A 24,572-nucleotide genomic window follows, 5' to 3' on the forward strand; every position below is an offset into this window, starting at 1 on the left:
CGCACCTGTCTGTCGTTCCGTCAGCCGGAGAGCGCGTCGGGCACGCCCTTGCTGCGCGGTCGTTCGTCGACCATCTTGCCCCACACGATCATTCGGTACGTACTCGTGAATTCGGGGGTGCAGGTCGTCAGCGTCATGTAGCGGCCCGGCCGGGTGAACCCCGAGCCGACCGGGACCGGCTTGAGCACCGAGACGTTCCTGGGGCTGGTCGACGGGAGCGTGCTGGTGATCGCGTACGTGTAGTACGCCTGCTGGGTCTCCACGATCACCAGATCGCCCGGCTTGAGCCGGTTGATGTAACGGAAGGGCTCGCCGTGCGTGTTGCGGTGCCCGGCGACCGCGAAGTTGCCGGTCTTGTCGCCCGGCATCGCGGTCTTCAGGCTCCCCTGGCCGTAGTGGCCGACCATGCCCTTGTCGAGGACCTTGTGCTTGTTGATGCCCTCGGCGACGGGGACGACCACGTCCAGCTTGGGGATGTGCATGATGGCGAAGCCCTTGCCGGGCGCGAAGACGCCGGGGGCCTTCTTGCCGCTGGCCCAGTCGTGCGTGATCTTCTTCGCCTCGCTGCCCGCCTGCTGATGGGCGCGGATGTTGGTCCACCACAGCTGGTACGTGACGAACAGCAGCATCATCACGCCGAGCGTGATGAACAGTTCACCGATGACGCGGCTGGCCACCACGGCCGCGCTGTCCTTGCGCGCCTTGGCGGCGCGGCGCGCCTCGGCGCGGGTCGGCGGACGGCCGCTCACCACGGGCTCGGCGGACGCGGCCGGGGCCCGGTGCCCCCGTGCCTTGGCGGCCCGGCGCCGCTCGGCCCGCCCACCGGTGGGGGGTGCGGGCGTCTCGGCTATTCGCTTGAGCGCCATGGTCGCGTCGTCGAAGGGGACGACGTCGGTCTCGGGCCCAGGCTCCGGCTCTGGCTCGGGGAGAGGCGGACCGGGGTCCGCGGCGGGCTCCGCGTACCACTCCTGCACGGGCGCAGCCGCCGCTTGCGCCACGCGCGCGTAGGCATCGCCCGGCATCTGAGCCTGGGCTTGTACCTGGACCTGGGGCTGAGCCTGGTCCAGGGGCTGAGCCTGGTCCTGCGGGATGTTGTCCGCCCTGAACCACGGCGACCCGTGACCACCCGCCGGTAGGGGGTCCGTCAGCGGGTCGTACTCGTGCTCGGGCCGGACGGCCGTCACGCCGCGGCCTTGCCCACCACCGGTGCCAGGCCTGCCGACCGCTCGACGGCTCCCGTGTCCCCGCACCGCACCAGCCAGTTGGCGAGCATCAGATGGCCGTGTTCGGTCAGGACGGACTCGGGGTGGAACTGGACGCCCTCCACGGGCAGTTCCCGGTGGCGCAGCCCCATCACGATGCCGTCGGCCGTCCAGGCGGTGACCTCCAGCTCCGCGGGGAGCGTGGCGGGCTCGGCGGCCAGCGAGTGGTACCGGGTCGCGGTGAACGGCGAGGGCAGCCCCTGGAAGACCCCTGCGCCCTCGTGCAGGACCGGTGAGGTCTTGCCGTGCAGCAGCTCGGGCGCCCGGTCGACCACACCCCCGTACGCGACCATCATCGACTGCATCCCGAGGCAGACACCGAAGACCGGCACCCCGGTCGCCGCGCAGTGGCGCACCATGTCGATACAGACACCGGCCTGCTCGGGCGCGCCCGGGCCCGGTGAGAGCAGCACTCCGTCGAAGCCGTCCTGGGCGTGCTCCAGGGACACCTCGTCGTTGCGTACCACCTCGCACTCGGCGCCCAGCTGGTACAGGTACTGGACCAGGTTGAAGACAAAGCTGTCGTAGTTGTCCACGACGAGAACGCGTGCGCTCATCGGGTCGCTCCCCTGCCCTGGTCGACGGTGACGTCGTTGAACGGCAGCAGCGGCTCCGCCCACGGGAAGATGTACTGGAAGAGCACATAGACAATCGCCAGTACCAGTACGAGCGAAGTGAACGCCCGTACCCACGCGTTGCCCGGCAGATGCCGCCAGATCCAGCCGTACATGCTGTCCGCTGTCCCTTCCGACGATCGTTACCGCACCAGACTAAGGGGCGGCGCTGTGGACAGGGGCTCAGCCGGTCAAAGCTTGGGGCTTGCCCTTGGCCACCGGCTGGGTGGAGTCGAGGTGGCTCCAGGCGATCAGCCGATGGCTGCTGCCCCATTCCGGATCGCAGGTGGTGAGGGTCAGATAGCGGCCGGGGGAGCGGAACGGCGACTTGGCGGGGACCGGATCAATGACCCCTGTGTCGCTCGGCACGGTCCGGTAGGGCTTGTTGTCGACGCGGTAGGTGAACCAGGTCGTCCCGTCGGTGAGCACCACCGCGTCGCCGGGCCGCAGCTCGGGGAAGTCCTTGAACGGGTCGCCATAGGTGCGCCGGTGTCCGGCCACCGAGAAGTTGCCCTGCTGCCCCAGGCGCGTGGTGGTGGCGTAGTGCCCGAGGCCCTTCTGGAGGTCCTTGACCCCGGTCCCCTCCAGCACGGGCTTGTGCCAGTCCTTGCCCAGCCTGGGGATGTACATGACGGCGAAGGACTTTCCCTCGGTGTACGGGGCGGGGGCGGGCGGTGCGGTCCGCTCGGGCGCGCTCGCGGCGGGGGTGCGCGCCCACTGGTGGTGCAGGTCGGATATCTGGCCGGCGGCGGCGCTGTCCGCCTTCACCCCGGTCCAGTACAGGATGTATGCGACGAAGAGGACGATCAGGGCGCCGGCCGTGATGCACAGCTCGCTGAACGTCCGGACGACCAGCCGAACCGAGACAACAGGCACAGGCATCGGGCCGCCCCCTCCCGCGCTATCCCACCGGCTTCGCGTAGTGGAGATCCACTGTGCCCGAGTAGCCGGGCAGAGTCATCGCCTTGTGCTCGTCGACTTTCCAGCCGAGCCCGTACGCCTTCACATACAGCTGGTAGTTCTGGATCGCCCGGGAGTCCGTGAGCGCCTGGCGCAGCTTCCCGGGGTCGCCCACCGCGCTGATCTTGTACGGGGGCGAGTAGACGCGGCCCTGGAGGATCAGGGTGTTGCCGACGCAGCGCACGGCGCTGGTGGAGATGAGCCGCTGGTCCATGACCTGGATGCCCTGGGCGCCGCCCTGCCACAGCGCGTTGACCACGGCCTGGAGGTCCTGCTGGTGGATGACCAGGTCGTTGGGCTGCGGGGCGGGGTAGCCGGGGGCGGCCGTGGCGTTGGGCGGGGCGTCGTTGAGGGTGACGCTGAGCGCCTTGCCGGCGACCTTCTCGGTGCCGGCCGCGTCCTTGAGGGCGGCGAGCTGCTGGTCCTGTGCCTTGGTGGAACCGTTGTCGCGCTGGGCGAGGGCGTCGACGTCGTTGCGGACGGTGGCGGTGGACTGGTCGAGCTCGGCGTTCTTGCGGCTGCGCTGCTGGATCAGGTCGGAGAGCTTCAGCAGCGAGGCGTCGGTGCGGATATTGGTGCCCTTGGCAGTGTTGAAGCTGGTGACGAAGATGAGTCCGGCCAGGGCGAAGACGGCGGCGGAGAGCAGCCGGACGGGGCGGGCGCGAAAGCGGCGGCCCGGGCCGGCGGGCTCGTCGGGGAGCCCTTCGGGGGAGTCGGCGGAATTGCTCAACGTACCCTTATCTCCTTCGGCGCCACGGAAGCACTACGCTAACGGACGCCTGGGGGCAGCAGTGATCCCCCGTTGCCCCTCCGCCGCCGCCCAGCCACAGTTCCCTGCGCGGTCACGCAGCGCATCGACAGGAGTGTTCCTCGTGCCGAAGTCACGTATCCGCAAGAAGGCCGACTTCACGCCGCCACCGGCGGCGAAGCAGGCCACCGCCATCAAGCTGGGCAGCCGGAGCTGGGTGGCCCCGGTGATGCTGGCGTTCTTCCTGATCGGGCTCGCCTGGATCGTCCTCTTCTATGTGACCGAGGGCGATCTGCCGCTGCAGTCCTTCGGGAACTGGAACATCGTGGTCGGCTTCGGCTTCATCGCCGGCGGCTTCGGTGTCTCCACGCAGTGGAAGTAGCCCCTCCACAGCCTCCTCGTCAAGCCTTGCCCACGGGTTATCCACAACGCTATCCACACTGGGGAAAAGGTCAGACGATCTGTGGATAACCTCCGCCGTGTTGACGCCGGTGTGACTGCACCCTCCCACACCGGCCCACGGCCCGCCCCTTGTCTCTGCTGGGAAAACCCAGGTCAGCGACAAGGGGCACAGCTGTTCCCCACCGGATGCACAAGATCCGGCACACACTGTGGACAACCTTGGGGGAAAGCCCGACTCCGCGTGCCCGCCCAGCTGGGGGTCCGCCGGTTCAGGTGAGCGCGGCGGTGCGGGCTATCACGATGACCACGACGGCCAGCAGGACCACCGCGCACGTCCCCCACTGGATCAGCGCCCGGCGCTCGCGAGGTGCGTGGACCATGGCGTACGCGATCGCCGTGCCGCCCACCAGACCGCCGATGTGGGCCTGCCAGGCGATCCCGCCCCACGGGTTGAACGTGATCACCAGGTTGATCACCAGGAGCGCGATCAGCGGCCGCATGTCGTAGTTCAGCTTGCGCATCAGCACGGCGGTGGCGCCGAAGAGTCCGAAGATCGCTCCGGAGGCGCCGAGCGAGGGCTGGTTCTGGGCGGCGAGCCAGTACGTCAGCGCGCTTCCGGCGAGCCCGGAGACGAAGTAGAGCGCCAGATAGCGCACCCGGCCGAGCGCCGCCTCCAGCGGCCCGCCGATCCACCACAGGCTGAGCATGTTGAACGCGATGTGCATGACACCGCCGTGCAGGAACATCGACGTCACCAGGCGGTACCACTGCCCCTCGGCGACGCCCTGGAGCGAGTCGAACCCGGGCACGAAGGCCCGGCCCAGCATTTCGTACCCGTACTCGAACTTGTCCCCGAGCACCTGCTGGAGCAGATAGCCGACGAGATTGAGCCCGATGAGGACCTTGGTGAGCAGATGGGGGTCGCCGGGCGCGAGCGCGGCGCCCGCCATCGTGCGCGGCTGGTTGGCCGTCGGCGCGTGGCCGGTGCCCGAGCCACCGCGGACGCACTCCGGGCACTGGAATCCGACCGAGGCGCTGACCATGCACTCCGGGCAGATCGGGCGCTCGCAGCGGGTGCAGGTGATGCCCGTCTGCACGCCCGGGTGCCGGTAGCAGCTCGGCAGGCTCGCCTGGTCCATCGGGCTCCTTGTACTCGGTGCGGGGGCGGCAACCGCGCCGCCCCGCTCGTCACGTCATACGGACGAGCGGGGCGGTTTGGTTCCCCTCTAACGGGTGCCGTCGGTGGTGTCGCTTCCTCGCGGGCTCGCGGTGACCCGCCGGGCCCGGCGCGCGCGGGGCTCAGCCCTCGCGGGACTCGATGACGACCGACTCGATGACCACGTCCTGGACGGGGCGGTCGGTGCGCGGGTTGGTCTGGGCGCTCGCGATGGCGTCCACGACCTTCTTGCCCGCCTCGCCGGCGACCTCGCCGAAGATCGTGTGCTTACGGGTCAGCCACGCGGTGGGGGACACCGTGATGAAGAACTGGGAGCCGTTGGTGCCCGGCCCGGCGTTCGCCATGGCCAGCAGGTACGGCTTGTCGAAGCCCAGCTCCGGGTGGAACTCGTCGGCGAACTCGTAGCCGGGGCCGCCGGTGCCGTTGCCCAGCGGGTCGCCGCCCTGGATCATGAAGCCGCTGATCACCCGGTGGAAGACCGTGCCGTCGTAGAGCGGGTCCGTGGACTGCTTGCCGGTCGCCGGGTGCGTCCACTCGCGCTCGCCCTTGGCCAGCTCGACGAAGTTCCTGACCGTCTTCGGGGCGTGGTTCGGCAGGAGCCGGATCTCGATGTCCCCTTGGTTGGTCTTCAGGGTGGCGTAAAGCTGCTCGGCCACGGTCTGCCTTCCTTTGGTCTGCACTGACGTCCCACGATCCTCGCACGGAGTGCCCCGCGGCAAGGAAACGCCGCCGAGTGCCGCCGATCCCCGCCGAACAGGCGCGCCCCGGGCCGAACCGTGGCATCGTCGAACGCGAGCTCCTCTCGCGCCGCCCTCGCGCCCTCGTGCCGCGCGTCGACCGAAGTCGCCCCGCATGACCCGGATGCCTTTCCTCGCATGCCGGGTACCCGTCGGACAGGCATGATTTCGAGATGGGTGGAAAGGCGACACTGTGCTCATTCCGGCGACAACCCACCGGACCGCCCTGAACCCCGCCACCAAGGAGGAGGATCACGTGACCCGCATGGACAGCGTGCGCGCCGCGACCGGCTCGGCGAAGGAGAGCGTGCTGCACGCCGCGGAAGTGGTGGCGCCCTACGCCGACTCGGCCAGGAGTCAGGCCGCGCACTACGCGCACGAAACCCGCGTACGACTCGCGCCCAAGGTGGCCAAGGCCGCCCAGCAGGCCCGCAGCCAGGCGCATCTCCAGTACGACTCGTATCTCGCGCCGCACGTGCCGCCGAAGGTCGACGAGGTGGCCCGGGAGGCCGCCGCCCGCTCCCGCCGCGCCGCCCGCCAGGCAGCCGACTACACGGCGCCCCGAGTCAGCCAGGCGGTCGCCGCCACCCAGCCGGTCCGCGAGGAGGCCATGGCCCGCTCCACGGCCGCCCTGGCGGCGCTGCGCGGCCAGATCTCCCCGCGCCAGATCGAGAAGCTGGCGAAGAAGCAGCGGCGCCGGGCCCGGGCCGGACGCGTCGCCAAGGGCCTCGCGGTCGTCGGCATCCTGGCGGGCGGCGCCGTCGCCGCGTGGAAGTGGTGGGACAAGCAGGCCAACCCTGACTGGCTGGTCGAGCCCCCGGCCCCCACCGAGGTCGCCGAGCGGACCCCGCTGAGCTCGGTCGACGGCAGCGGCTCCCTCGACCCGGAGGTCCAGGCCAAGGAGGCCGAGGAGGCCGAATACGGCGACGAGCGCGGCGGCGGCCACTGACCCCGGGCCACCGGCCGTACGTAACGAAGCGGCGGGTGCCGTGGACCATCGGTCCACGGCACCCGCCGTCGTCGTGCTGTGGAGCCTAGGGGAGTCGAACCCCTGACATCTGCCATGCAAAGACAGCGCTCTACCAACTGAGCTAAGGCCCCGGAAAGGTGATGCGCAGACCAGAGTACCGGGTGGAACCGGGTATCCCGCAAAAGGATTGGGACTCCCGATAGACGACCACTCTCCGTAAGATGCTCGTCGGGGTTCGCGACAGCGAAGCGCCTCGATGGGGAAGCGATGGGGAGACGCGCAATGGACGCAACGCAGCAAGAAGCGACCGCAAGAGCGAGGGAGCTTCAGCGGAGCTGGTACGGAGAGCCTCTGGGGGCGCTCTTCCGCCGGCTGATAGACGATCTCGGCCTGAACCAGGCCAGGCTCGCCGCCGTCCTCGGCCTGTCGGCGCCCATGCTGTCCCAGCTGATGAGCGGTCAGCGCGCCAAGATCGGCAACCCGGCCGTCGTCCAGCGCGTCCAGGCCCTGCAGGATCTGGCGGGCCAGGTCGCCGACGGCAGCGTCAGCGCCGCCGAGGCCACCGACCGGATGGACGAGATCAAGAAGTCCCAGGGCGGCTCCGTCCTCACCAACACCGGCCAGACCACGACGAGTTCGGGCGCTCCGACCGTGCGCCGCGTGGTGCGCGAGATCCAGTCGCTGCTCCGCTCGGTCGCCGCCGCCGGGGACATCATCGACGCCGCCGACACCCTCGCCCCGGCCCACCCCGAGCTGGCAGAGTTCCTCCGGGTGTACGGCGCCGGACGCACCGCGGAGGCGGTCGCCCACTACGAGGCGCACCAGAGCTGACGGCCATGGGGGCGGGGATGTCGGGTGGGTGAGGTCTTCGCCGGTCGGTACGAACTCATCGACCCGATCGGCCGTGGTGGCGTCGGCGCCGTCTGGCGCGCCTGGGACCACCGCCGCCGCCGCTGCGTGGCGGCGAAGGTCCTCCAGCAGAGCGACGCGCACACCCTGCTGCGCTTCGTCCGCGAGCAGGCCCTGAGGATCGATCATCCTCATGTGCTGGCCCCGGCGAGCTGGGCCGCCGACGACGACAAGGTCCTGTTCACCATGGACCTGGTGACCGGCGGCTCGCTGGCCCATCTGATCGGGGACTACGGGCCGCTGCCGCCCCGGTTCGTCTGCGTCCTGCTCGATCAGCTGCTCGCCGGACTCGCCGCGGTGCACGCCGAGGGGGTCGTCCACCGCGACATCAAGCCGGCCAACATCCTCCTCGAAGCCACCGGAACCGGGCGGCCGCATCTGCGGCTGTCCGACTTCGGCATCGCGATGCGCAAGGGCGAGCCACGGCTCACCGAGACGAACTACGTGATGGGGACGCCGGGGTACTTCGCGCCCGAGCAGATCATGGGCGCGGACCCGGACTTCCCGTCCGACCTGTTCGCGGTCGGCCTGGTCGCGCTGTATCTGCTGGAGGGTCAGAAGCCGGACGCCAGGGCCCTGGTGGAGTACTTCACCACCCACGGCACACCCGGGGCGCCACAAGGCGTCCCGGAGCCGCTGTGGCAGGTCCTGGCGGGCCTTCTGCAGCCCGACCCGCACGTCCGGTTCCGGACGGCCACGGGCGCGCGCAAGGCGCTGGCCTCGGCCGTAGAGCTGCTCCCGGATGCCGGGCCCGACGAGGAGCCCGTCGAGGTCTTCGACCAGATCGGCCCGCTTCCCGACGGGTTCGTGCCGCGCGAGCTCCCCCCGGTCCTGCGGCACCCGCAGACGTCCGGGACGCCACAGCCATCGGCTCACCTCGCGCATGAGCCGGACCAGAGCCAGAGCCAGAGCCAGGGTCAGAGCCATGGCCAGGGTCAGGGTCAGAGCCATGGCCAGAGCCACGGCCATGGCCAGGCACGCCAACAACCTCCCCCTGCCCACCAGTTGCCCACCCCGCCCACGGCCGACGGATTCCATCCGATCCCGCCCCCCTATCCGCCCTCGTACACACCCACCCCTGTCACTAAGAGGTACACCGGCCAAAGCGCGCAGGTTCCCACTCCGGCGCCACCGGTTTCCGGGCCGAGCGCACCACCGGTTCACGAGCCCGTCGCGCCACCGGTTTCCGGCCCCGCGCACAGCCCGGCTCCCGGCCCGGCCACCCCTGCGCCCGCCGCCCGGCACAAGCGACCGGGACCGCCCCCGAAGGTGACGGTCCCGGTGCTGATCCTCGCCCTGCTCTGCTTCGCTGTCGGCTTCTGGGCGCTCAGCCAGATCTGAACGTGGTTTCTGGGCCCTGCTCTCAGCCGGGCCTGACCGGCCGCGCCCGTCGGCGGGCGACCAGCGTCCGCACCCCGAGCCACAGCACCAGCAGCGTGCCCGTCCCGATCCCGGCCGCCGCGAGCAGCCGCATCTTCGTCGAGCCGCCGTCGTGCCCGGGCGGGGCCGCGGCCGGGGCGTGGGTGGTGCCCCGGCCGGTGGCCGCGAAGTCGGGCGCGGCCCCTTCGTACGCGGGCGCCGGCTTCGCCTCTCCCCGCACGCCCACCCGCAGCGTGACGGGGTACGTCCCCGGGCCGAGCGTCCGGGCGACCTGGGGGCTGAGGCTGACCGCCAGATAGTGGTCGCCCCCGAACCGCAGCGCGCCGACCGGGCCCGAGGTGGAGTAGCGGTTCTCGTATGCCACCGGCGCCAGCGGCTGGAAGGCGACGGACGCGGGCTTCCCGTCGTACCCCGTGTACACGTCAGCGACCGGGCCGAGTGCCGGGTTGTAGAGCTGGAGGTCGATGGCCTGGGCCACGTATCCGCTTCCGCCGGCACGGCCCAGTTCGGCGGTGGCGGACACCTGCTGTCCCCAGCCGACCGGGACGCGGTAGAAGAGCGTGGCGCCCGGCCGCAGCGTGTCGCGCCACGCGCCGCCGCTCAGCCGGGGCGCGTCGGCGAAGCCCGTACCGCCGTGGACCGTGCGCGCGGCCGAGGAGGGCGCGGGCGGCGTGGCGGTCGCCCAGTGCGTGGGCGCGTTCGTCGGGGCGTCGGCCGTGAGCCTCGGCTCCCTCGTGTGCCGCAGCTCCAGTCCCCAATCGCCGGGCGCGGAGGCGGCGTCCCCGATCCGCTGGACCAACACGTGGTACGGGCCCGCCGTCTGACAGGACGTCCGATTGCGGGTCAGGCCCCGTGAGACGTACGCGGCGATCGGCCTCGGGTACTCGGGCGGGCCGAAAACCGCGCGGCTTGTGTCGCAGGTGTTGCCGTCGCGGTCCTGGAGCGTGAGCTCGATGCCGTCGCCGAAGGCGACCTTGGTGTCCGGCTTCGGTACGGCCACGGCCGACACATAGGCGTCTCCGGTGCCGCCCAGGTCGACCTGGAAGTAGGCCTTCGTGCCAGGCCCGACGGCCGACCGGTACACGGCTCCCGGCGCCAGCCGCGGCGCACTCTGGCCGGTGGCGGCTCCTGTTACGGGCTGGGCGTGAGGGTCGTATCGGTAGGGGGCGTCAGCGCGGTACGGGCGGTGCTGCTGGCCGTTCGCGGCTTCCGCCCCCTGGCCCTGGAGGGCCGCCAGCGTGCACAGTGCGGCCACGGCGGCTGCGGCCCGGCCCTTCCCACGCTGGTTCGTCATGCCGCCGCGCCCCCTTCAATTTCGCTTCTGCAAGCCATTGATTTGCGCAGGTGAATCCGTGGGGACGACTGCCCCGGGCACATGACAGCACAGAGCCCCGGCCGCATCGGCGGCCGGGGCTCTGCAACTGGACTCTGTGGGGCTCAAACACCCGAACCTGCGGGCACGGAGTCGGTCGCCTCCGTCCACAGGTCCTGCTCGGCGCGATCCGCCTGGATCTGGCGGTACACGAGGAGCCCGCCGATGGCGGCCAGTGCGACCAGGAGGAGCTTCTTCACCGCGCGACCTCGTCTTTCCTTGACGTAAGGGACCTCTGTCGCCCGACTATACACACCGATCGATACCAATCGGTGATGGTCCATCCGAGTGCAGTTCATCGGAAGATCCGCCCATAACGGTGCGTCGCTCCCTCGCCCTCCGCCGCTCGTACACATCATGAGATACAACGCAAATCGGGCAACCCGGAACGGCACAGAAGCGAGGAAGTCATGGCAACCAGCAAGCTCACGACGTGGTGGACCGCACTCATCGGCGCGCTCGTCGCACTCCTCGCCTTCCTCGGCCTGGCCGGTCAGGCCACCGCCGCCGCTTCCGTACCCCAGCAGGGCGCCGCGCACCACCGGGGCGAAAACCTGGCCCCCGAGACGCCGAACGTGCGATGGGCCCTGCCCAGCGCCTCGGCGCTGCCGCCCACGATGAAGCAGCGCATCCGCGCCGAGGCCCACGGCTCCTCGCCCTCGACCCGGCACCTGCCCGGAGCCCACGACGAGATCGAGGGCGGCGACGGGGCACAGGGCTCCGCGCCCGACGACACCGCCGAAACGCCTTCCCTGGACGATGGGGCCCCGACCCCGTCCTCCTGACCCCTCCCAGCTCCTGCCCGAGCTTGCGAGCACGAGCCCGGCGACTCCCCCGAGTTGCCGGGCTTCTTCATGTGCGTACGTACGTAGTACGTACGCAGCAGGACCCGCACCGGGAACCGGCACACGGACGACCGGCATCGACGTCCACGGCACAACGAAAAGGTCCCCGGACTCTCGTCCGGGGACCTTCTGCACTGTGGGGCTAACAGGATTTGAACCTGTGGCCTCATCCTTATCAGGGATGCGCTCTAACCAACTGAGCTATAGCCCCGCCGCGCTCTGCGGGGTGTCCCCCCGTGCGCTGACCTCTGAAGATTAGCGCACGTGGGGGCCAGTCCCAAAATCGATGGCCGCCCCCGGTTTGAACTGCGGCAACTCGCGCTTACTCGTCCTCGGCCAGCGTGAGCTCGACGCCGCCCACGAAACCGGCCGAGAGGTTGTAGATGAACGCGCCGAGCGTCGCCAGCGCGGTGGCGAGCACCACGTCGATGACCGCGATCACCGAGGTGAAGATCAGCACACGCGGCAGCGACAGGAAGGACTGCAGGTCGAAGCCGTTGGACTCGTTGGAGCCGGTGGCCTCGCTGATGGTCCCGCCCACCGACGAGAAGACGCCCATGGCGTCCATGACCATCCACAGCACTGCCGCCGCCACCACCGTGCACACGCCCAGCGCGATGGAGAGCAGGAAGCTGACCTTCATCACCGACCACGGGTCGGCCTTCGCCACCCGCAGCCGTGCCTTGCGCGTACGCGGTGTCGTACGCGCCCCTGTGCGGGGGCGGCGGATGGCGGCGGACGACGAGCCGCCGCCGCGCTGCTGGCCGCCCTGGGTCCCGTTCTGGGACGGCGGGTAGGCCTGCGGCGGGTGGTACGGCTGCGCGGGGCCCGAAGCGGGCTTCTCGCGCTCGCCGGGGAGCGCCCCGGCGGCGTAGTCGGACCGGGCCTGTGGCCCGCGGGTGTCGGTCACCGTTACCCCCTGGGAGTCCGCGGCAGGGCCACGGGCACCGTTCGCTCCGGAAGCGGCCGATCCGGCGCCCGTGGATCCACTCACGCTTTACTCCTCGTGCTCCCCGGCCGAAGGCTCCGTGCCCTCGACTGCGCCCTCGGCAGACTCGCCCTCGACCGCGTCGATCTCGGTCCCTTCGGGACCGTCGACCTCTTCAGCCTCGCGACCGGCCTCGGCGTTACGAGCGATACCGACGACGGCATCGCGCTTGCCCAGGTTGATCAGTTGGACGCCCATGGTGTCACGGCCCGTCTCCCTGACCTCGTTGACTCGCGTACGAATCACACCACCGCCGAGCGTGATGGCGAGGATTTCGTCCGTCTCCTCGACCACCAGCGCGCCGACCAGCGAGCCCCGGTCCTCGACGATCTTGGCGGCCTTGATGCCGAGGCCACCGCGACCCTGGACGCGGTACTCGTCGACGGGGGTCCGCTTCGCGTACCCGCCGTCGGTGGCGGTGAACACGAAAGTACCGGGCCGGACGACATTCATCGAGAGCAGTTCGTCGCCCTCGCGGAAACTCATCCCCTTGACGCCCGAGGTGGCGCGGCCCATCGGGCGCAGGGCGTCGTCCGTCGCCGTGAAGCGGATGGACTGCGCCTTCTTGCTGATGAGCAGCAGATCGTCGTCCGCAGACACCAGCTCGGCGCCGATCAGTTCGTCGTCGCTGCCGTCCGCGGTCTCCCGCAGGTTGATCGCGATGACGCCACCCGAACGGGGCGAGTCGTAGTCCTTCAGCGAGGTCTTCTTCACCAGGCCGCCCTTGGTGGCCAGGATCAGATAGGGCGCGGCCTCGTAGTCGCGGATGGCGAGGATCTGGGCGATCTTCTCGTCCGGCTGGAAGGCCAGCAGGTTCGCCACGTGCTGGCCGCGCGCGTCCCGCCCGGCGTCCGGCAGCTCGTACGCCTTGGCCCGGTATACGCGGCCCTTGTTGGTGAAGAACAGCAGCCAGTGGTGGGTGGTGGAGACGAAGAAGTGGTCGACGATGTCGTCCTGCTTCAGCTTGGTGCCCCGCACGCCCTTGCCGCCGCGCTTCTGCGAGCGGTAGTCCTCGGTCTTGGTGCGCTTGACGTAGCCACCGTTGCTGATGGTGACGACGATGTCCTCTTCGGCGATCAGGTCCTCGATGGACATGTCACCGTCGAAGGGCACCAGCTTGGAGCGCCGGTCGTCGCCGAACTTCTCGACGATCGCGGCCAGCTCCTCGCTGATGATCTGGCGCTGGCGCTCGGGCGAGGCGAGGATCGCGTTGTACTCGTTGATCTTCGCCTGGAGCTCGTCGTGCTCGGCGACGATCTTCTGCCGCTCCAGGGCCGCGAGCCGGCGGAGCTGCATCTCCAGGATCGCGTTGGCCTGGATCTCGTCGATGGAGAGCAGGCCCATCAGGCCCTCGCGCGCGACCTCGACGGTGTCGCTGCGCCGGATCAGCGCGATGACCTCGTCGATCGCGTCGAGCGCCTTGAGCAGACCGCGCAGGATGTGGGCCCGCTCCTCCGCCTTGCGCAGCCGGAACCTGGTGCGCCGGACGATGACCTCGATCTGGTGCGTCACCCAGTGGCGGATGAACGCGTCCAGCGAGAGCGTGCGCGGCACGCCGTCGACGAGCGCCAGCATGTTGGCGCCGAAGTTCGTCTGGAGGTCGGTGTGCTTGTACAGGTTGTTCAGGACGACCTTGGCGACCGCGTCCCGCTTGAGCACGATGACCAGGCGCTGGCCGGTACGGGAGCTGGTCTCGTCCCGGACGTCGGCGATGCCGCCGACCTTGCCGTCCTTCACCAGGTCGGCGATCTTCTGCGCGAGGTTGTCGGGGTTGGTCTGGTACGGAAGTTCCGTGACCACCAGGCACTGGCGGTTCTGGATCTCCTCGACCGCGACCACCGCGCGCATGGTGATGGAGCCGCGACCCGTGCGGTACGCCTCCTCGATGCCCTTGCGGCCGACCACGAGGGCGCCGGTCGGGAAGTCGGGGCCCTTGATGCGCTCGATCAGCGCGTCCAGGAGCTCCTCGTGCGAGGCCTCCGGGTGCGCCAGGAACCACTGGGCGCCGTCCGCGACCTCGCGCAGGTTGTGCGGCGGGATGTTGGTGGCCATACCGACGGCGATACCGGCGGAGCCGTTGACCAGCAGGTTCGGGAAGCGCGCCGGCAGGACCGTCGGCTCCTGGTTGCGGCCGTCGTAGTTGTCCTGGAAGTCGACGGTCTCCTCGTCGATGTCCCGGACCATCTCCATGGACAGCGGCATCATCTTGCACTCGGTGTACCGCATGGCGGCGGCCGGGTCGTTGCCCGGGGAACCGAAGTTGCCGTTGGAGTCGACCAGCGGCATCCGCATCGACCAGGGCTGGGCGAGGCGGACGAGCGCGTCGTAGATCGAGGAGTCGCCGTGCGGGTGGTACGTGCCCATGACGTCGCCGACGACGCGGGCGCACTTGTAGAAGCCCTTCTCGGGCCGGTAGCCGCCGTCGTACATCGCGTACAGCACTCGGCGGTGGACGGGCTTCAGGCCGTCCCGTACGTCCGGCAGCGCGCGCGACACGATGACGGACATCGCGTAGTCGAGGTAGGAACGCTGCATCTCCGTCTCAAGCCCGACGGGCTCGATGCGCATTACAGGGTCTTCCTCGGTGGGTTCAGTGGTCGCGGGAGTGTTCTCGTCGGCCATTGCTGGTTCTCAAGTCCTTTCGAAGCGGTCAGCGACAGACCGACTCAGATGTCGAGGAAGCGGACGTCCTTGGCGTTGCGCTGGATGAACGAGCGCCGCGCCTCGACGTCCTCGCCCATCAGCACCGAGAACAGGTCGTCGGCCTGGGCCGCGTCGTCCAGGGTGACCTGGCCCAGGACGCGGTGCTCGACGTCCATCGTGGTGATGCGCAGCTCTTCGGCGTTCATCTCGCCGAGGCCCTTGAAGCGCTGGATCGAGTCCTCGCGGATCCGCTTGCCCGACTGCTTGCCGAGCTCCACGAGCGCGTCGCGCTCACGGTCCGAGTACGCGTACTCGAAGTCGTCCCGGCCCCACTTGATCTTGTAGAGCGGCGGGCGCGACAGGTACACGTGCCCGGCCTCGACCAGCGGCCGCATGAAGCGGAAGAGGAAGGTCAGCAGCAGGGTGTTGATGTGCTGGCCGTCGACGTCGGCGTCCGCCATCAGGATGATCTTGTGATAGCGGAGCTTCTCGATGTCGAAGTCCTCGTGGACTCCGGTGCCGAAGGCCGAGATCAGCGCCTGGACCTCGGTGTTCTGCAGGATCTTGTCGATGCGGGCCTTCTCGACGTTCAGGATCTTGCCGCGGATCGGCAGGATGGCCTGGTACATCGGGTTGCGGCCGGACTTCGCCGAACCACCGGCGGAGTCACCCTCGACGATGAAGATCTCGCACTTCGTCGGGTCGTTGGACTGGCAGTCGGAGAGCTTGCCGGGGAGAGAGGCGCTTTCGAGCAGACCCTTGCGGCGGGTCAGGTCGCGCGCCTTGCGGGCGGCGACACGTGCCGTCTGCGCCTGGATGGACTTGCGGATGATGTCCGCGGCCTCGTTGGGGTTCCGGTCGAACCAGTCGGTCAGGTGCTCGTGCACCACCTTCTGGACGAACGTCTTCGCCTCGGTGTTGCCCAGCTTGGTCTTGGTCTGGCCCTCGAACTGCGGCTCGCCCAGCTTGATGGAGATGATCGCCGTCAGACCCTCGCGGATATCCTCGCCGGAGAGGTTGTCGTCCTTCTCGCGCAGCAGCTTCTTGTCACGGGCGTACCGGTTGACCAGGCCCGTGAGCGCGGCGCGGAATCCCTCCTCATGCGTACCCCCCTCGTGCGTGTGGATGGTGTTCGCAAAGGAGTAAACGCCCTCGCTGTACTGAGAGTTCCACTGCATCGCGATCTCGGCCGAGAGCATGCGCTCCTTGTCCTCGGCCTCCACGTCGATCACGGTCGGGTGGATCAGCTCGCCCTTGCGCGAGTTGAGGTACTTCACGAAGTCGACGATGCCGCCCTCGTAGTGGTACGAGACCGTGAGCGCCTGCTCGACTTCCGACTCCTCGGCCGAGTCCGCCCCGGAGACGGCCTTCGCCGACTCCCGCTCGTCCGTCAGCTTGATCGTCAGGCCCTTGTTGAGGAAGGCCATCTCCTGGAAGCGCCGCGCGAGCGTCTCGAAGGAGTACTCGGTGGTCTCGAAGACGTCCGGGTCGGCCCAGAACGTCACCGTGGTGCCGCTCTCCTCGACCGGCTCGTGCTTGGCCAGGGGCGCGGTGGGGACACCGAGCTTGTAGTCCTGCGTCCAGCGGTAGCCGTCGCGCTTGATGTCGACCGCGAGCTTGGTCGAGAGGGCGTTGACGACGGAGACGCCGACACCGTGCAAACCACCGGAGACGGCGTAGCCACCGCCGCCGAACTTGCCGCCCGCGTGCAGCACGGTCAGTACGACCTCGACGGCCGGCTTCTTCTCCACGGGGTGCATGTCCACGGGGATGCCACGGCCGTTGTCGACCACGCGCACGCCGCCGTCGGCGAGGATCGTGACGTCGATCGTGTCCGCGTGACCGGCGAGGGCCTCGTCGACGGAGTTGTCGACGACCTCTTGCACCAAGTGGTGCAGGCCGCGCTCACCGGTCGAGCCGATGTACATGCCGGGTCGCTTGCGGACCGCGTCCAGACCTTCGAGGACGGTGATGGCGCTGGCGTCGTACGAGGCGGTGACCTCGCCGTTCTCACCAGCGGCAGCGGACGGGGTGTTCTCGTTGGGGTTGCCGGAATCGGCCACGAAGCGCCCTTTCTGGCACAGCACAGCCTTCCTGGGCAGACAGGAGCGGCTGCATCGTTCAGCGATGGTCAGCGTCGGGCGATGCCCGGGAGGGGCAGCGCGTCCGACCGCGTCATTCGGTGGGTCCCGCGAGGAGGGCGGGATTATTGACCAGTCTACCGGTAGCGCCGACATGAATGGGGGTTTGCCGGTGCCTGAGTCCGCATGTGCCGCCCTGAGCGGGCGGCTACCGACTCCCCATATCCAGGCAGGGGCTCTAGGAGCCTCACACCGGCATTCAGCGCTTCGGCCTGTCAACCTCCGGCTACCGTGAGGGACGCCTCACCCGTACCGTCCGGTTTCCTGGCGCGCGAGGTCCGCCAACAAGGGGAACGTGGCGGGTTATTCGGGTGCGGGAGCGGCTCGTCGGGCAGCGGGGCGTACGGGGGCGCCCTGCCTCACCCGTACGTGTCGCCCGGCCCTGTGCTCCCCGGGGCCCGCAGGCGCCCGTACCGCGTGGGCGGGCCGCCCGGCCCCAGAACCTTGATCATCCGAACCGTGCCGTGGCCCAGATCCGCGTTCAGCCGGGCCACCAGCTGGGGCGCGAGCAGGCGCAGCTGCGTCGCCCACGCCGTGGAGTCGCACTGCACCGTGAGCACGCGCTCGTCGGGGTCCTCGTCGTAGCGCAGCGGAACGCAGTGCTTGGCCAGGTCGTCGCCGACGATCTCCGGCCAGCGGCCCATCACTCCACCCACCGCGGCCGGGGTCTCCCAGCCGCGCTCGGTGATCAGCCGGTTGATCGCGGCGCCCAGCGGCTGCGGGTCGCGTCCGTCCGCCCGTGCGCCCGAGCGCAGGCCGCCGCCCCGGCGGGCCTGCTTCTTCTGCTGGGCGGCGGCGCCCCGCGCCTTGGCCTGCTCCTTGGCGGCGCGCAGCGCCACGCGCGCGAGGTCGACGCCGGAGGACTCGGGAACCTTGGGCGCCGGCGTCTCGTTACCGGAGTGCTCGCTCATACCCGCGCCACCTCTCCCGCGGCGACCTCGTACCGCGCCCCCGCGAGGACGCCCGGCACATCGTCGTCCACGGCCGCCGTCACCAGCACCTGCTCGCCCGGAGCCACCAGCTCCGCCAGCCGTTCGCGGCGCCTGGCGTCCAGCTCCGCGAAGACGTCGTCCAGGACCAGGACCGGCTCGTTGCCCTCGGCCCGCAGCAGGTCGTACGAGGCGAGCCGCAGCGCCAGTGCGTACGACCAGGATTCGCCGTGGCTGGCGTACCCCTTGGCCGGGAGCTGGCCCAGCTTGAGCAGCAGGTCGTCGCGGTGCGGCCCGACCAGCGTCACGCCCCGCTCGATCTCCTGCTTGCGCACCTCCGCGAGCGCGGCCATCAGCTGCCCGTACAGGTCCTCACGGGTGGCAGCCGCGCCCTGCGCCGAGGGGCGGTACTCCAGCGCCACCGGACCGCCGCCGGGCGCCAGCTGCTCGTAGGCCTTGTCGGCGAGCGGCTGGAGCGTCGCGATCAGGTCGAGCCGCTGGGCGAGCAGCTCGGCGCCCACCTGCGCCAGATGCTGGTCCCACACGTCGAGCGTCGACAGGTCCATGCCACGGCCGCCGTGGCGCCGGGCCATCGCGGCCGACTTCAGCAGGGTGTTGCGCTGCTTGAGGACGCGGTCGTAGTCGGAGCGGACGGCCGCCATGCGCGGGGAGCGCGCGGTGACCAGCTCGTCCAGGAACCTGCGGCGCTCGCCGGGGTCGCCCTTGACCAGCGCCAGATCCTCCGGCGCGAAGAGGACGGTCCGCACTATCCCCAGCACGTCACGTGGTCTGACCTGCGAGGATCGATTGATTCGGGCCCGGTTGGCGCGGCCCGGGTTCAGCTCCAGCTCGATCAGCTGGGAGCGCTCGCCCTGGGTCACGGCCGCGCGGATGACCGCCCGGTCGGCGCCCATGCGCACCAGCGGCGCGTCCGAGGAGACCCGGTGGCTGCCGAGGGTCGCGAGATAGCCGACCGCCTCGACGAGATTGGTCTTGCCCTGGCCGTTGGCCCCGACGAAAGCGGTGACGCCCGGGTCGAGCGGAACCTCGACCCGGGCGTACGAGCGGAAGTCGGCCAGCGAGAGATGCGTGACGTGCATGGTGGTGCGCCGACCTCCCCCGGCCCTGCCAACAGCCTGTGGATTACTTCTTGGACTCGACCGCGTGGCCGCCGAACTGGTTGCGCAGCGCCGCGATCATCTTCATCTGCGGGGAGTCGTCCTGACGGGACGCGAACCGCGCGAACAGCGACGCGGTGATCGCGGGCAGCGGCACGGCGTTGTCGATGGCCGCCTCCACGGTCCACCGGCCCTCGCCGGAGTCCGCGGCGAAGCCACGCAGCTGGTCGAGGTGCTCGTCGTCGTCGAGGGCGTTGACCGCCAGGTCCAGCAGCCAGGAACGGATGACCGTGCCCTCCTGCCAGCTGCGGAAGACCTCGCGGACGTCGGTGACGGAGTCGACCTTCTCCAGGAGCTCCCAGCCCTCGGCGTACGCCTGCATCATCGCGTACTCGATGCCGTTGTGGACCATCTTGGCGAAGTGGCCGGCGCCGACCTTGCCCGCGTGGACCGAGCCGAACTCGCCCTCGGGCTTCAGCGCGTCGAAGACCGGCTGGACCTTCGCCACGTTCTCGGCGTCGCCGCCGTACATCAGCGCGTAGCCGTTCTCCAGGCCCCAGACGCCGCCGGAGACACCGCAGTCGACGAAGCCGATGCCCTTGAGGCCCAGCTCGACGGCGTGCTTCTCGTCGTCGGTCCAGCGGGAGTTGCCGCCGTCGACGACCACGTCGCCGGGGGAGAGCAGCTCGGCCAGCTCGTCGATGGTCGACTGGGTCGCGGCACCGGCCGGGACCATCACCCAGACCACCCGCGGGCCCTTGAGCTTGCCCACAAGCTCTTCGAGGCTGTGGACATCGGCGACGTCCGGGTTGCGGTCGTAACCGATGACGGTGTGGCCTGCGCGGCGAATCCGCTCGCGCATGTTGCCGCCCATCTTGCCGAGGCCGACGAGACCGAGCTCCATCACATGATCCTTTGACGTTGTGGCGTTCGTACCCGTGTCCGAGCCTACGCCGGGACACGGGCACACACCTGTGGGGTCGGCCGCTCAGACGAACGTGCCCCGCGCAGGTCAGCCGGGTGGATCAGCCGGAGAGACGCACCGGCATGATCAGGTACTTGTACGCGTCGTCCGCCTCGGCGTCGAGCGCGGGCTTGCCGCTCAGCAGCGCCGGCTTGGTCGAGGTGGTGAAGGAGAGCTGGGCGACCGGGGAGTCGATGGCGCTCAGGCCGTCGAGCAGGAAGGTCGGGTTGAAGGCGATCGAGATGTCGTCGCCCTCCAGGTTGGCGTCGACCCTTTCCACAGCCTGTGCGTCGTCGCTGGAACCGGCCTCCAGGATGAGCACGCCCTGCTCGAAGCTGAGGCGGACCGGAGTGTTGCGCTCGGCGACCAGGGAGACGCGCTTGACGGCCTCGACGAAGGGCGCGGTCTCGATCACCGCGACCGAGTTGAACTCGGTGGGGAACAGCGTCCGGTACTTCGGCAGGTCGCCTTCGAGCAGCCGGGTGGTGGTGCGCCGGCCGGCGCCCTCGAAGCCGATCAGGCCCTCGCCGGCGCCCGAGCCCGACAGCGCGAGGGTGACGGTGTCACCGCTGGTCAGGGCCTTGGCGGTGTCCAGGAGCGTCTTGGCGGGCACCAGGGCGACCGCGGAGGCGTCCGGGTTCTCCGGCTTCCACAGGAACTCGCGGACCGCGAAGCGGTAGCGGTCGGTCGAGGCCAGGGTGACCGTGTCGCCCTCGATCTCGATCCGGACGCCGGTCAGCACCGGCAGGGTGTCGTCGCGTCCGGCGGCGATGGCGACCTGGGCGGCGGCGGAGGCGAAGACCTCACCGGGAACGGTGCCGGTCGCGGTCGGCATCTGCGGCAGCGCCGGGTACTCCTCCACAGGCAGGGTGTGGAGGGTGAAGCGGGAGGAGCCGCAGACCACCGTCGCCCGTACACCGTCTGTGGAAATCTCCACCGGGCGGTTGGGCAGGGCGCGGCAGATGTCGGCGAGCAGGCGGCCGGAGACGAGCACCGTGCCGTCCTCGTCGACCTCGGCGTCGACCGAGACCCGCGCCGAGACCTCGTAGTCGAAGCTGGAGAAGCTGAGGGCGCCGTTCTCCGCCTTCAGAAGAAGGCCCGCGAGCACCGGCGCGGGCGGACGGGCCGGGAGGCTGCGGGCCACCCACGCCACCGCCTCCGCGAGAACATCGCGCTCCACCCGGATCTTCACCGGAACCGCCTCCTGCTGTTGCTGGCTCGCCCTGCTGGCTTTCGTCGTCGGCTGTATCGCCGGGGACCAGTCTGACGTACGCCGCTGACACTCGGTGCGAGTCGGGGTCAAGTCGTGCCGAGAGGTCCGGGAGCCACCGGGCTCAAGTTGTGCACAGGCCCCACTTCGAAGCGGAATCCGAGCTAACTCTAAGTGGAAGTAGTAGTAGGGCCTGTGGAAACGGTGGATAACCCCGTTTTCGCAGGTCAGGCCCACTTTTTTGTCCACCGCGCCTGTGGGTGGAGCCGGTGGACAACTCACCGGTTCTGTGGACACCCGAAAGTTCTGCACACCCGATGCACAGGCAGGGCCGACTTCTCCCCAGGGCTGTCCCCAGCTTTACCCACGTTCCCCACAGCCCAACCGGCCTCGTTGGTGTGACGCCTTTCACTCGACCCGGTGATGAGGGGTGTTGCGTTGCCGAACAGTGGACAGCGCTGTGGAGAAGCTGTGGGCAATGGGCCCCAGCCTGTGGGCCGCCGGTGGACAACTTTGACCACAGGCTGTGGACAGAGAATTCGTCCACAGCCTGTGGAGGACGCTCGCGCACAAATCCACAAGTATCTGACCTGGGGTGATGGAGTATCAGGGCGTCGGCCTGTGGAAGCAATCTGGACAACTGAACAGTCCCCAGGGTGTGGACGGGGAAAAGTGCCCGGATCTGTGGAGAACCCCCTCTGACCGGCGCGTATTCGAACACCGGGGGCCGGGACGAGCCGTACGGACCGGCCGCGGCGAGCCGTACACAGGGGCGGGAACGACGCCGTACGTACGGATGCGGCGGCCGTACGAGGGCTCGTGGGCAACGCGAAGGGCGCCCGGGACAGGTGTGTCCCGGGCGCCCTGAGAGGCTCTGCGAGCGGTCCGCTCAGCCGTTCTTGATGCGGTTGGTGAGCTCGGTGACCTGGTTGTAGATGGAGCGCCGCTCGGCCATCAGCGCGCGGATCTTCCGGTCGGCGTGCATCACCGTCGTGTGGTCGCGGCCGCCGAACTGCGCCCCGATCTTCGGCAGCGAGAGGTCGGTGAGCTCGCGGCACAGGTACATCGCGATCTGGCGGGCCGTCACCAGGACCCGGCTGCGCGAGGATCCGCACAGGTCCTCGACGGTAAGCCCGAAGTAGTCGGCGGTCGCCGCCATGATCGCGCCGGCCGTGATCTCGGGCGCCGAGTCCTCGCCGCCGGGGATCAGGTCCTTCAGCACGATCTCGGTGAGCCCCAGGTCCACCGGCTGCCGGTTGAGCGACGCGAACGCCGTCACCCGGATCAGCGCGCCCTCCAGCTCACGGATGTTCCGCGAGATCCGGGACGCGATGAACTCCAGCACCTCCGGCGGGGCGTTGAGCTGCTCCTGCACCGCCTTCTTACGGAGGATCGCGATGCGCGTCTCCAGCTCCGGCGGCTGCACATCGGTGGTCAGACCCCACTCGAAACGGTTCCTCAGCCGGTCCTCAAGCGTCATCAGCTGCTTGGGCGGCCGGTCGGAGGAGAGCACGATCTGCTTGTTGGCGTTGTGGAGCGTGTTGAAGGTGTGGAAGAACTCCTCCTGCGTCGACTCCTTGCTCGCCAGGAACTGGATGTCGTCGACCAGGAGGATGTCCACGTCCCGGTACCGCTTGCGGAAGGTGTCGCCCTTGCCGTCGCGGATCGAGTTGATGAACTCGTTGGTGAACTCCTCGGAGCTCACGTAGCGCACGCGGGTGCCCGGGTAGAGGCTGCGGGCGTAGTGCCCGATGGCGTGCAGCAGATGCGTTTTGCCAAGGCCCGACTCCCCGTAGATGAAGAGCGGGTTGTACGCCTTGGCCGGCGCCTCGGCGACGGCGACGGCCGCCGCGTGCGCGAACCGGTTCGAGGAACCGATGACGAACGTGTCGAAGAGGTACTTGGGGTTGAGGCGTGCCTGCGGCTCGCCGGGGCCGCCGGGCTGGGCCGCCGAGGACGACGAGGGGCCGCCCATCGGACGCGGGGCGCCGCCGCCCTGCGGGCCGCCGTGGTGCTGCTGGGACTGCGGCTCGGAGAGGTCGTGGCGGTCGTGGCGCTCCGGTCGCTGCTGCTGCTCGTACGGCTGCCCCTGCTGCTCGTACTGCGGGCGCTCGGGCATCTGCGGCTGCCGGTAGTCGTGCTGCGGCTGCTGCGGGCGGGCGGTCGCGTACGGGTCGCGCTCCTGGAAGCCGCCGAGGCGGGGCTGCTGCCAGGACAGGTCCTCCTGGGCGCGCGGCCAGGCGCCGGGCTCGGGGCGCTGCTGCTGGTAGTCCGGGTAGGCGGGGCGCACGGTCGGCAGGCCGTCGTCGGCCGGGCGGCCGTAGGCGTCCTCCTGGTAGCGCGGGGGCTGCTGCTGGGGCGGCGCGGACTGCGGGCCGCCGCCCGGGGGCTCGCCCACGGAGTCGTCGACGGTGATCGCGATCCGGATCGGGCGGCCGCACTCACGGCTGAGCGTGTCGCTGATCAGCGGGGCCAGGCGGCCCTCCAGGACGCGCTTGCCCCACTCGTTGGGGACGGCGAGCAGCGCCGTGTCGGCGACCAGGGCGAGCGGCTGGCAGCGCTCGATCCACTGCTTGTCCTTGGGCTCGATGCCCTGCTGGCCCTCCCCGAGGAGCTGCTCCAGCACTCGTGGCCACACTGCGGCAAGATCGGCAGGTACGTCAGCCACAAGGCACGCTCTCTCGCAGGTCCCACGAATGTGTGGTTCTCGGGACGGGATGGAAGGACAGGCACGGACAGAAAGGAAAGGTCGGGGTCGAGCCACGGTAGTCGCGGCGGCTGACGTGGTTCAAGTTGTTGTCCACAGGCTGTGCACAGTGGGCCCCGCGAAGACGCGGGTTTGACCAGATGGCGTAGCCGCGCGTACCGTAACCAGGTCGAGTTGTCGATGGCTGCTGCCGCCTGCCTCCGATGGGCAAAGATCACGGTCTGTGATCGTGAAGCGGTGCACTCGGGCGTATTGCGAGCTTCGCGAATTGCGAGCTTCTCGTGGGCGCACGGTGACAGCCAGGCGATGTCCCGCCACCACCGAATCATTTCTGGAGCCCCCGAGTGAGCAAGCGCACCTTCCAGCCGAACAACCGTCGTCGCGCCAAGACCCACGGCTTCCGCCTGCGGATGCGGACCCGTGCCGGTCGCGCCATCCTCGCGAACCGTCGTGGCAAGGGCCGCGCCAGCCTGTCCGCCTAATCGCATACAGGTCA

Annotated in this window: 23 protein-coding genes and 2 tRNA genes; 6 read left to right on the top strand and 19 right to left on the bottom strand. The window is 69.6% G+C overall.

Annotation, left to right across the window (positions count from 1 at the left end):
• Window positions 1-20: 20 nt before the first annotated feature.
• The 5 genes from OG965_RS21195 to OG965_RS21215 form a co-directional block, all read right to left on the bottom strand.
• On the bottom strand, window positions 21-1,184 hold the full coding sequence (locus OG965_RS21195) for a class E sortase (RefSeq protein ID WP_371653663.1): 1,164 nt from the start codon (window positions 1,182-1,184) through the stop codon (window positions 21-23).
• Window positions 1,181-1,819: an aminodeoxychorismate/anthranilate synthase component II gene (locus OG965_RS21200; protein ID WP_371653664.1), complete on the bottom strand. Its 639-nt coding sequence runs from the start codon at window positions 1,817-1,819 to the stop codon at window positions 1,181-1,183. The genes OG965_RS21195 and OG965_RS21200 overlap by 4 nt, the downstream gene beginning before the upstream one ends.
• On the bottom strand, window positions 1,816-1,992 hold the full coding sequence (locus tag OG965_RS21205; RefSeq protein ID WP_180357215.1) for a hypothetical protein: 177 nt from the start codon (window positions 1,990-1,992) through the stop codon (window positions 1,816-1,818). The genes OG965_RS21200 and OG965_RS21205 overlap by 4 nt, the downstream gene beginning before the upstream one ends.
• A 67-nt stretch (window positions 1,993-2,059) precedes the next feature.
• The gene (locus OG965_RS21210; protein WP_371653665.1) at window positions 2,060-2,758 is read right to left on the bottom strand and encodes a class E sortase; all 699 of its coding nucleotides are present in this window, start codon (window positions 2,756-2,758) and stop codon (window positions 2,060-2,062) included.
• Window positions 2,759-2,777: 19 nt separating this feature from the next.
• Window positions 2,778-3,566, bottom strand: a complete 789-nt coding sequence (locus tag OG965_RS21215; RefSeq protein ID WP_371653666.1) for a DUF881 domain-containing protein — start codon at window positions 3,564-3,566, stop codon at window positions 2,778-2,780.
• A 142-nt stretch (window positions 3,567-3,708) separates the two neighbouring features.
• Here OG965_RS21215 and crgA point away from each other — a divergent pair, with 142 nt between their 5' ends.
• Entirely contained in the window at window positions 3,709-3,966 is a 258-nt protein-coding gene (crgA, locus tag OG965_RS21220) for a cell division protein CrgA (protein ID WP_371653667.1), read from the top strand.
• A gap of 289 nt (window positions 3,967-4,255) precedes the next feature.
• On the opposite strand, the gene OG965_RS21225 is transcribed toward crgA, so the two are convergent.
• Window positions 4,256-5,125, bottom strand: coding sequence for a rhomboid family intramembrane serine protease (locus tag OG965_RS21225; RefSeq protein WP_371653668.1), 870 nt, complete (start codon window positions 5,123-5,125; stop codon window positions 4,256-4,258).
• A gap of 160 nt (window positions 5,126-5,285) precedes the next feature.
• Window positions 5,286-5,819 (bottom strand): peptidylprolyl isomerase, encoded by a 534-nt coding sequence (locus OG965_RS21230; protein ID WP_371653669.1) that lies wholly within the window; start codon window positions 5,817-5,819, stop codon window positions 5,286-5,288.
• A gap of 337 nt (window positions 5,820-6,156) precedes the next feature.
• Here OG965_RS21230 and OG965_RS21235 point away from each other — a divergent pair, with 337 nt between their 5' ends.
• Window positions 6,157-6,849 carry a DUF5324 family protein gene (locus tag OG965_RS21235; protein WP_371653670.1) on the top strand — a complete coding sequence of 231 codons (693 nt, stop codon included), beginning with the start codon at window positions 6,157-6,159 and terminating at the stop codon, window positions 6,847-6,849.
• Between the two features lie 79 nt (window positions 6,850-6,928).
• On the opposite strand, the gene OG965_RS21240 is transcribed toward OG965_RS21235, so the two are convergent.
• Window positions 6,929-7,001, bottom strand: a tRNA-Ala gene (locus tag OG965_RS21240).
• Window positions 7,002-7,152: 151 nt separating this feature from the next.
• Between OG965_RS21240 and OG965_RS21245 the strand changes: the two genes are divergently transcribed.
• On the top strand, window positions 7,153-7,701 hold the full coding sequence (locus OG965_RS21245) for a DNA-binding protein (RefSeq protein ID WP_101389140.1): 549 nt from the start codon (window positions 7,153-7,155) through the stop codon (window positions 7,699-7,701).
• A gap of 24 nt (window positions 7,702-7,725) precedes the next feature.
• Complete coding sequence (locus OG965_RS21250; protein ID WP_371653671.1) at window positions 7,726-9,120, top strand: serine/threonine-protein kinase; 1,395 nt, start codon at window positions 7,726-7,728, stop codon at window positions 9,118-9,120.
• Window positions 9,121-9,142: 22 nt separating this feature from the next.
• Here the strand turns inward: OG965_RS21250 and OG965_RS21255 are convergent, their stop codons facing one another.
• Window positions 9,143-10,453, bottom strand: a complete 1,311-nt coding sequence (locus OG965_RS21255; protein WP_371653672.1) for a hypothetical protein — start codon at window positions 10,451-10,453, stop codon at window positions 9,143-9,145.
• A gap of 143 nt (window positions 10,454-10,596) precedes the next feature.
• Window positions 10,597-10,731, bottom strand: coding sequence for a DLW-39 family protein (locus tag OG965_RS21260; RefSeq protein ID WP_003958712.1), 135 nt, complete (start codon window positions 10,729-10,731; stop codon window positions 10,597-10,599).
• Between the two features lie 210 nt (window positions 10,732-10,941).
• Here OG965_RS21260 and OG965_RS21265 point away from each other — a divergent pair, with 210 nt between their 5' ends.
• Window positions 10,942-11,316, top strand: a complete 375-nt coding sequence (locus OG965_RS21265; protein ID WP_371653673.1) for a DUF6344 domain-containing protein — start codon at window positions 10,942-10,944, stop codon at window positions 11,314-11,316.
• Between the two features lie 197 nt (window positions 11,317-11,513).
• Here the strand turns inward: OG965_RS21265 and OG965_RS21270 are convergent.
• The 9 genes from OG965_RS21270 to dnaA form a co-directional block, all read right to left on the bottom strand.
• Window positions 11,514-11,587, bottom strand: a tRNA-Ile gene (locus OG965_RS21270).
• Between the two features lie 111 nt (window positions 11,588-11,698).
• Window positions 11,699-12,286: a DUF3566 domain-containing protein gene (locus OG965_RS21275; RefSeq protein ID WP_371653674.1), complete on the bottom strand. Its 588-nt coding sequence runs from the start codon at window positions 12,284-12,286 to the stop codon at window positions 11,699-11,701.
• Window positions 12,287-12,373: 87 nt separating this feature from the next.
• Entirely contained in the window at window positions 12,374-14,986 is a 2,613-nt protein-coding gene (gyrA, locus tag OG965_RS21280) for a DNA gyrase subunit A (RefSeq protein WP_371653675.1), read from the bottom strand.
• Between the two features lie 44 nt (window positions 14,987-15,030).
• Window positions 15,031-17,094 (bottom strand): DNA topoisomerase (ATP-hydrolyzing) subunit B, encoded by a 2,064-nt coding sequence (gene gyrB / locus OG965_RS21285; protein ID WP_371653676.1) that lies wholly within the window; start codon window positions 17,092-17,094, stop codon window positions 15,031-15,033.
• 413 nt (window positions 17,095-17,507) lie between these two features.
• Window positions 17,508-18,059, bottom strand: coding sequence for a DUF721 domain-containing protein (locus OG965_RS21290; RefSeq protein WP_371653677.1), 552 nt, complete (start codon window positions 18,057-18,059; stop codon window positions 17,508-17,510).
• Window positions 18,056-19,177: a DNA replication/repair protein RecF gene (recF, locus tag OG965_RS21295; protein WP_371653678.1), complete on the bottom strand. Its 1,122-nt coding sequence runs from the start codon at window positions 19,175-19,177 to the stop codon at window positions 18,056-18,058. Before recF ends, OG965_RS21290 begins: the two co-directional genes overlap by 4 nt.
• Before the next feature lie 43 nt (window positions 19,178-19,220).
• Window positions 19,221-20,099: a phosphogluconate dehydrogenase (NAD(+)-dependent, decarboxylating) gene (gene gnd, locus OG965_RS21300; RefSeq protein ID WP_371653679.1), complete on the bottom strand. Its 879-nt coding sequence runs from the start codon at window positions 20,097-20,099 to the stop codon at window positions 19,221-19,223.
• Window positions 20,100-20,220: 121 nt separating this feature from the next.
• Window positions 20,221-21,351, bottom strand: a complete 1,131-nt coding sequence (gene dnaN, locus OG965_RS21305) for a DNA polymerase III subunit beta (protein ID WP_371653680.1) — start codon at window positions 21,349-21,351, stop codon at window positions 20,221-20,223.
• 907 nt (window positions 21,352-22,258) lie between these two features.
• Window positions 22,259-24,037, bottom strand: a complete 1,779-nt coding sequence (gene dnaA / locus OG965_RS21310; RefSeq protein ID WP_371653681.1) for a chromosomal replication initiator protein DnaA — start codon at window positions 24,035-24,037, stop codon at window positions 22,259-22,261.
• A 383-nt stretch (window positions 24,038-24,420) separates the two neighbouring features.
• Here dnaA and rpmH point away from each other — a divergent pair, with 383 nt between their 5' ends.
• On the top strand, window positions 24,421-24,558 hold the full coding sequence (rpmH, locus tag OG965_RS21315; RefSeq protein ID WP_006381191.1) for a 50S ribosomal protein L34: 138 nt from the start codon (window positions 24,421-24,423) through the stop codon (window positions 24,556-24,558).
• Window positions 24,559-24,572 lie beyond the last annotated feature (14 nt).

The organism is Streptomyces sp. NBC_00224, assembly GCF_041435195.1.
Taxonomy (GTDB): domain Bacteria; phylum Actinomycetota; class Actinomycetes; order Streptomycetales; family Streptomycetaceae; genus Streptomyces.

Excerpts from the sequence above, each read along its gene's own strand:
- OG965_RS21210 (WP_371653665.1), bottom strand. The coding sequence starts at position 2,758 with ATGCCTGTGCCTGTTGTCTCGGTTCGGCTGGTCGTCCGGACGTTCAGC.
- OG965_RS21245 (WP_101389140.1), top strand. The coding sequence starts at position 7,153 with ATGGACGCAACGCAGCAAGAAGCGACCGCAAGAGCGAGGGAGCTTCAG.
- gnd (WP_371653679.1), bottom strand. The coding sequence starts at position 20,099 with ATGGAGCTCGGTCTCGTCGGCCTCGGCAAGATGGGCGGCAACATGCGC.
- OG965_RS21265 (WP_371653673.1), top strand. The coding sequence starts at position 10,942 with ATGGCAACCAGCAAGCTCACGACGTGGTGGACCGCACTCATCGGCGCG.
- OG965_RS21290 (WP_371653677.1), bottom strand. The coding sequence starts at position 18,059 with ATGAGCGAGCACTCCGGTAACGAGACGCCGGCGCCCAAGGTTCCCGAG.
- recF (WP_371653678.1), bottom strand. The coding sequence starts at position 19,177 with ATGCACGTCACGCATCTCTCGCTGGCCGACTTCCGCTCGTACGCCCGG.
- gyrA (WP_371653675.1), bottom strand. The coding sequence starts at position 14,986 with ATGGCCGACGAGAACACTCCCGCGACCACTGAACCCACCGAGGAAGAC.
- OG965_RS21255 (WP_371653672.1), bottom strand. The coding sequence starts at position 10,453 with ATGACGAACCAGCGTGGGAAGGGCCGGGCCGCAGCCGCCGTGGCCGCA.
- OG965_RS21225 (WP_371653668.1), bottom strand. The coding sequence starts at position 5,125 with ATGGACCAGGCGAGCCTGCCGAGCTGCTACCGGCACCCGGGCGTGCAG.
- OG965_RS21205 (WP_180357215.1), bottom strand. The coding sequence starts at position 1,992 with ATGTACGGCTGGATCTGGCGGCATCTGCCGGGCAACGCGTGGGTACGG.
- OG965_RS21200 (WP_371653664.1), bottom strand. The coding sequence starts at position 1,819 with ATGAGCGCACGCGTTCTCGTCGTGGACAACTACGACAGCTTTGTCTTC.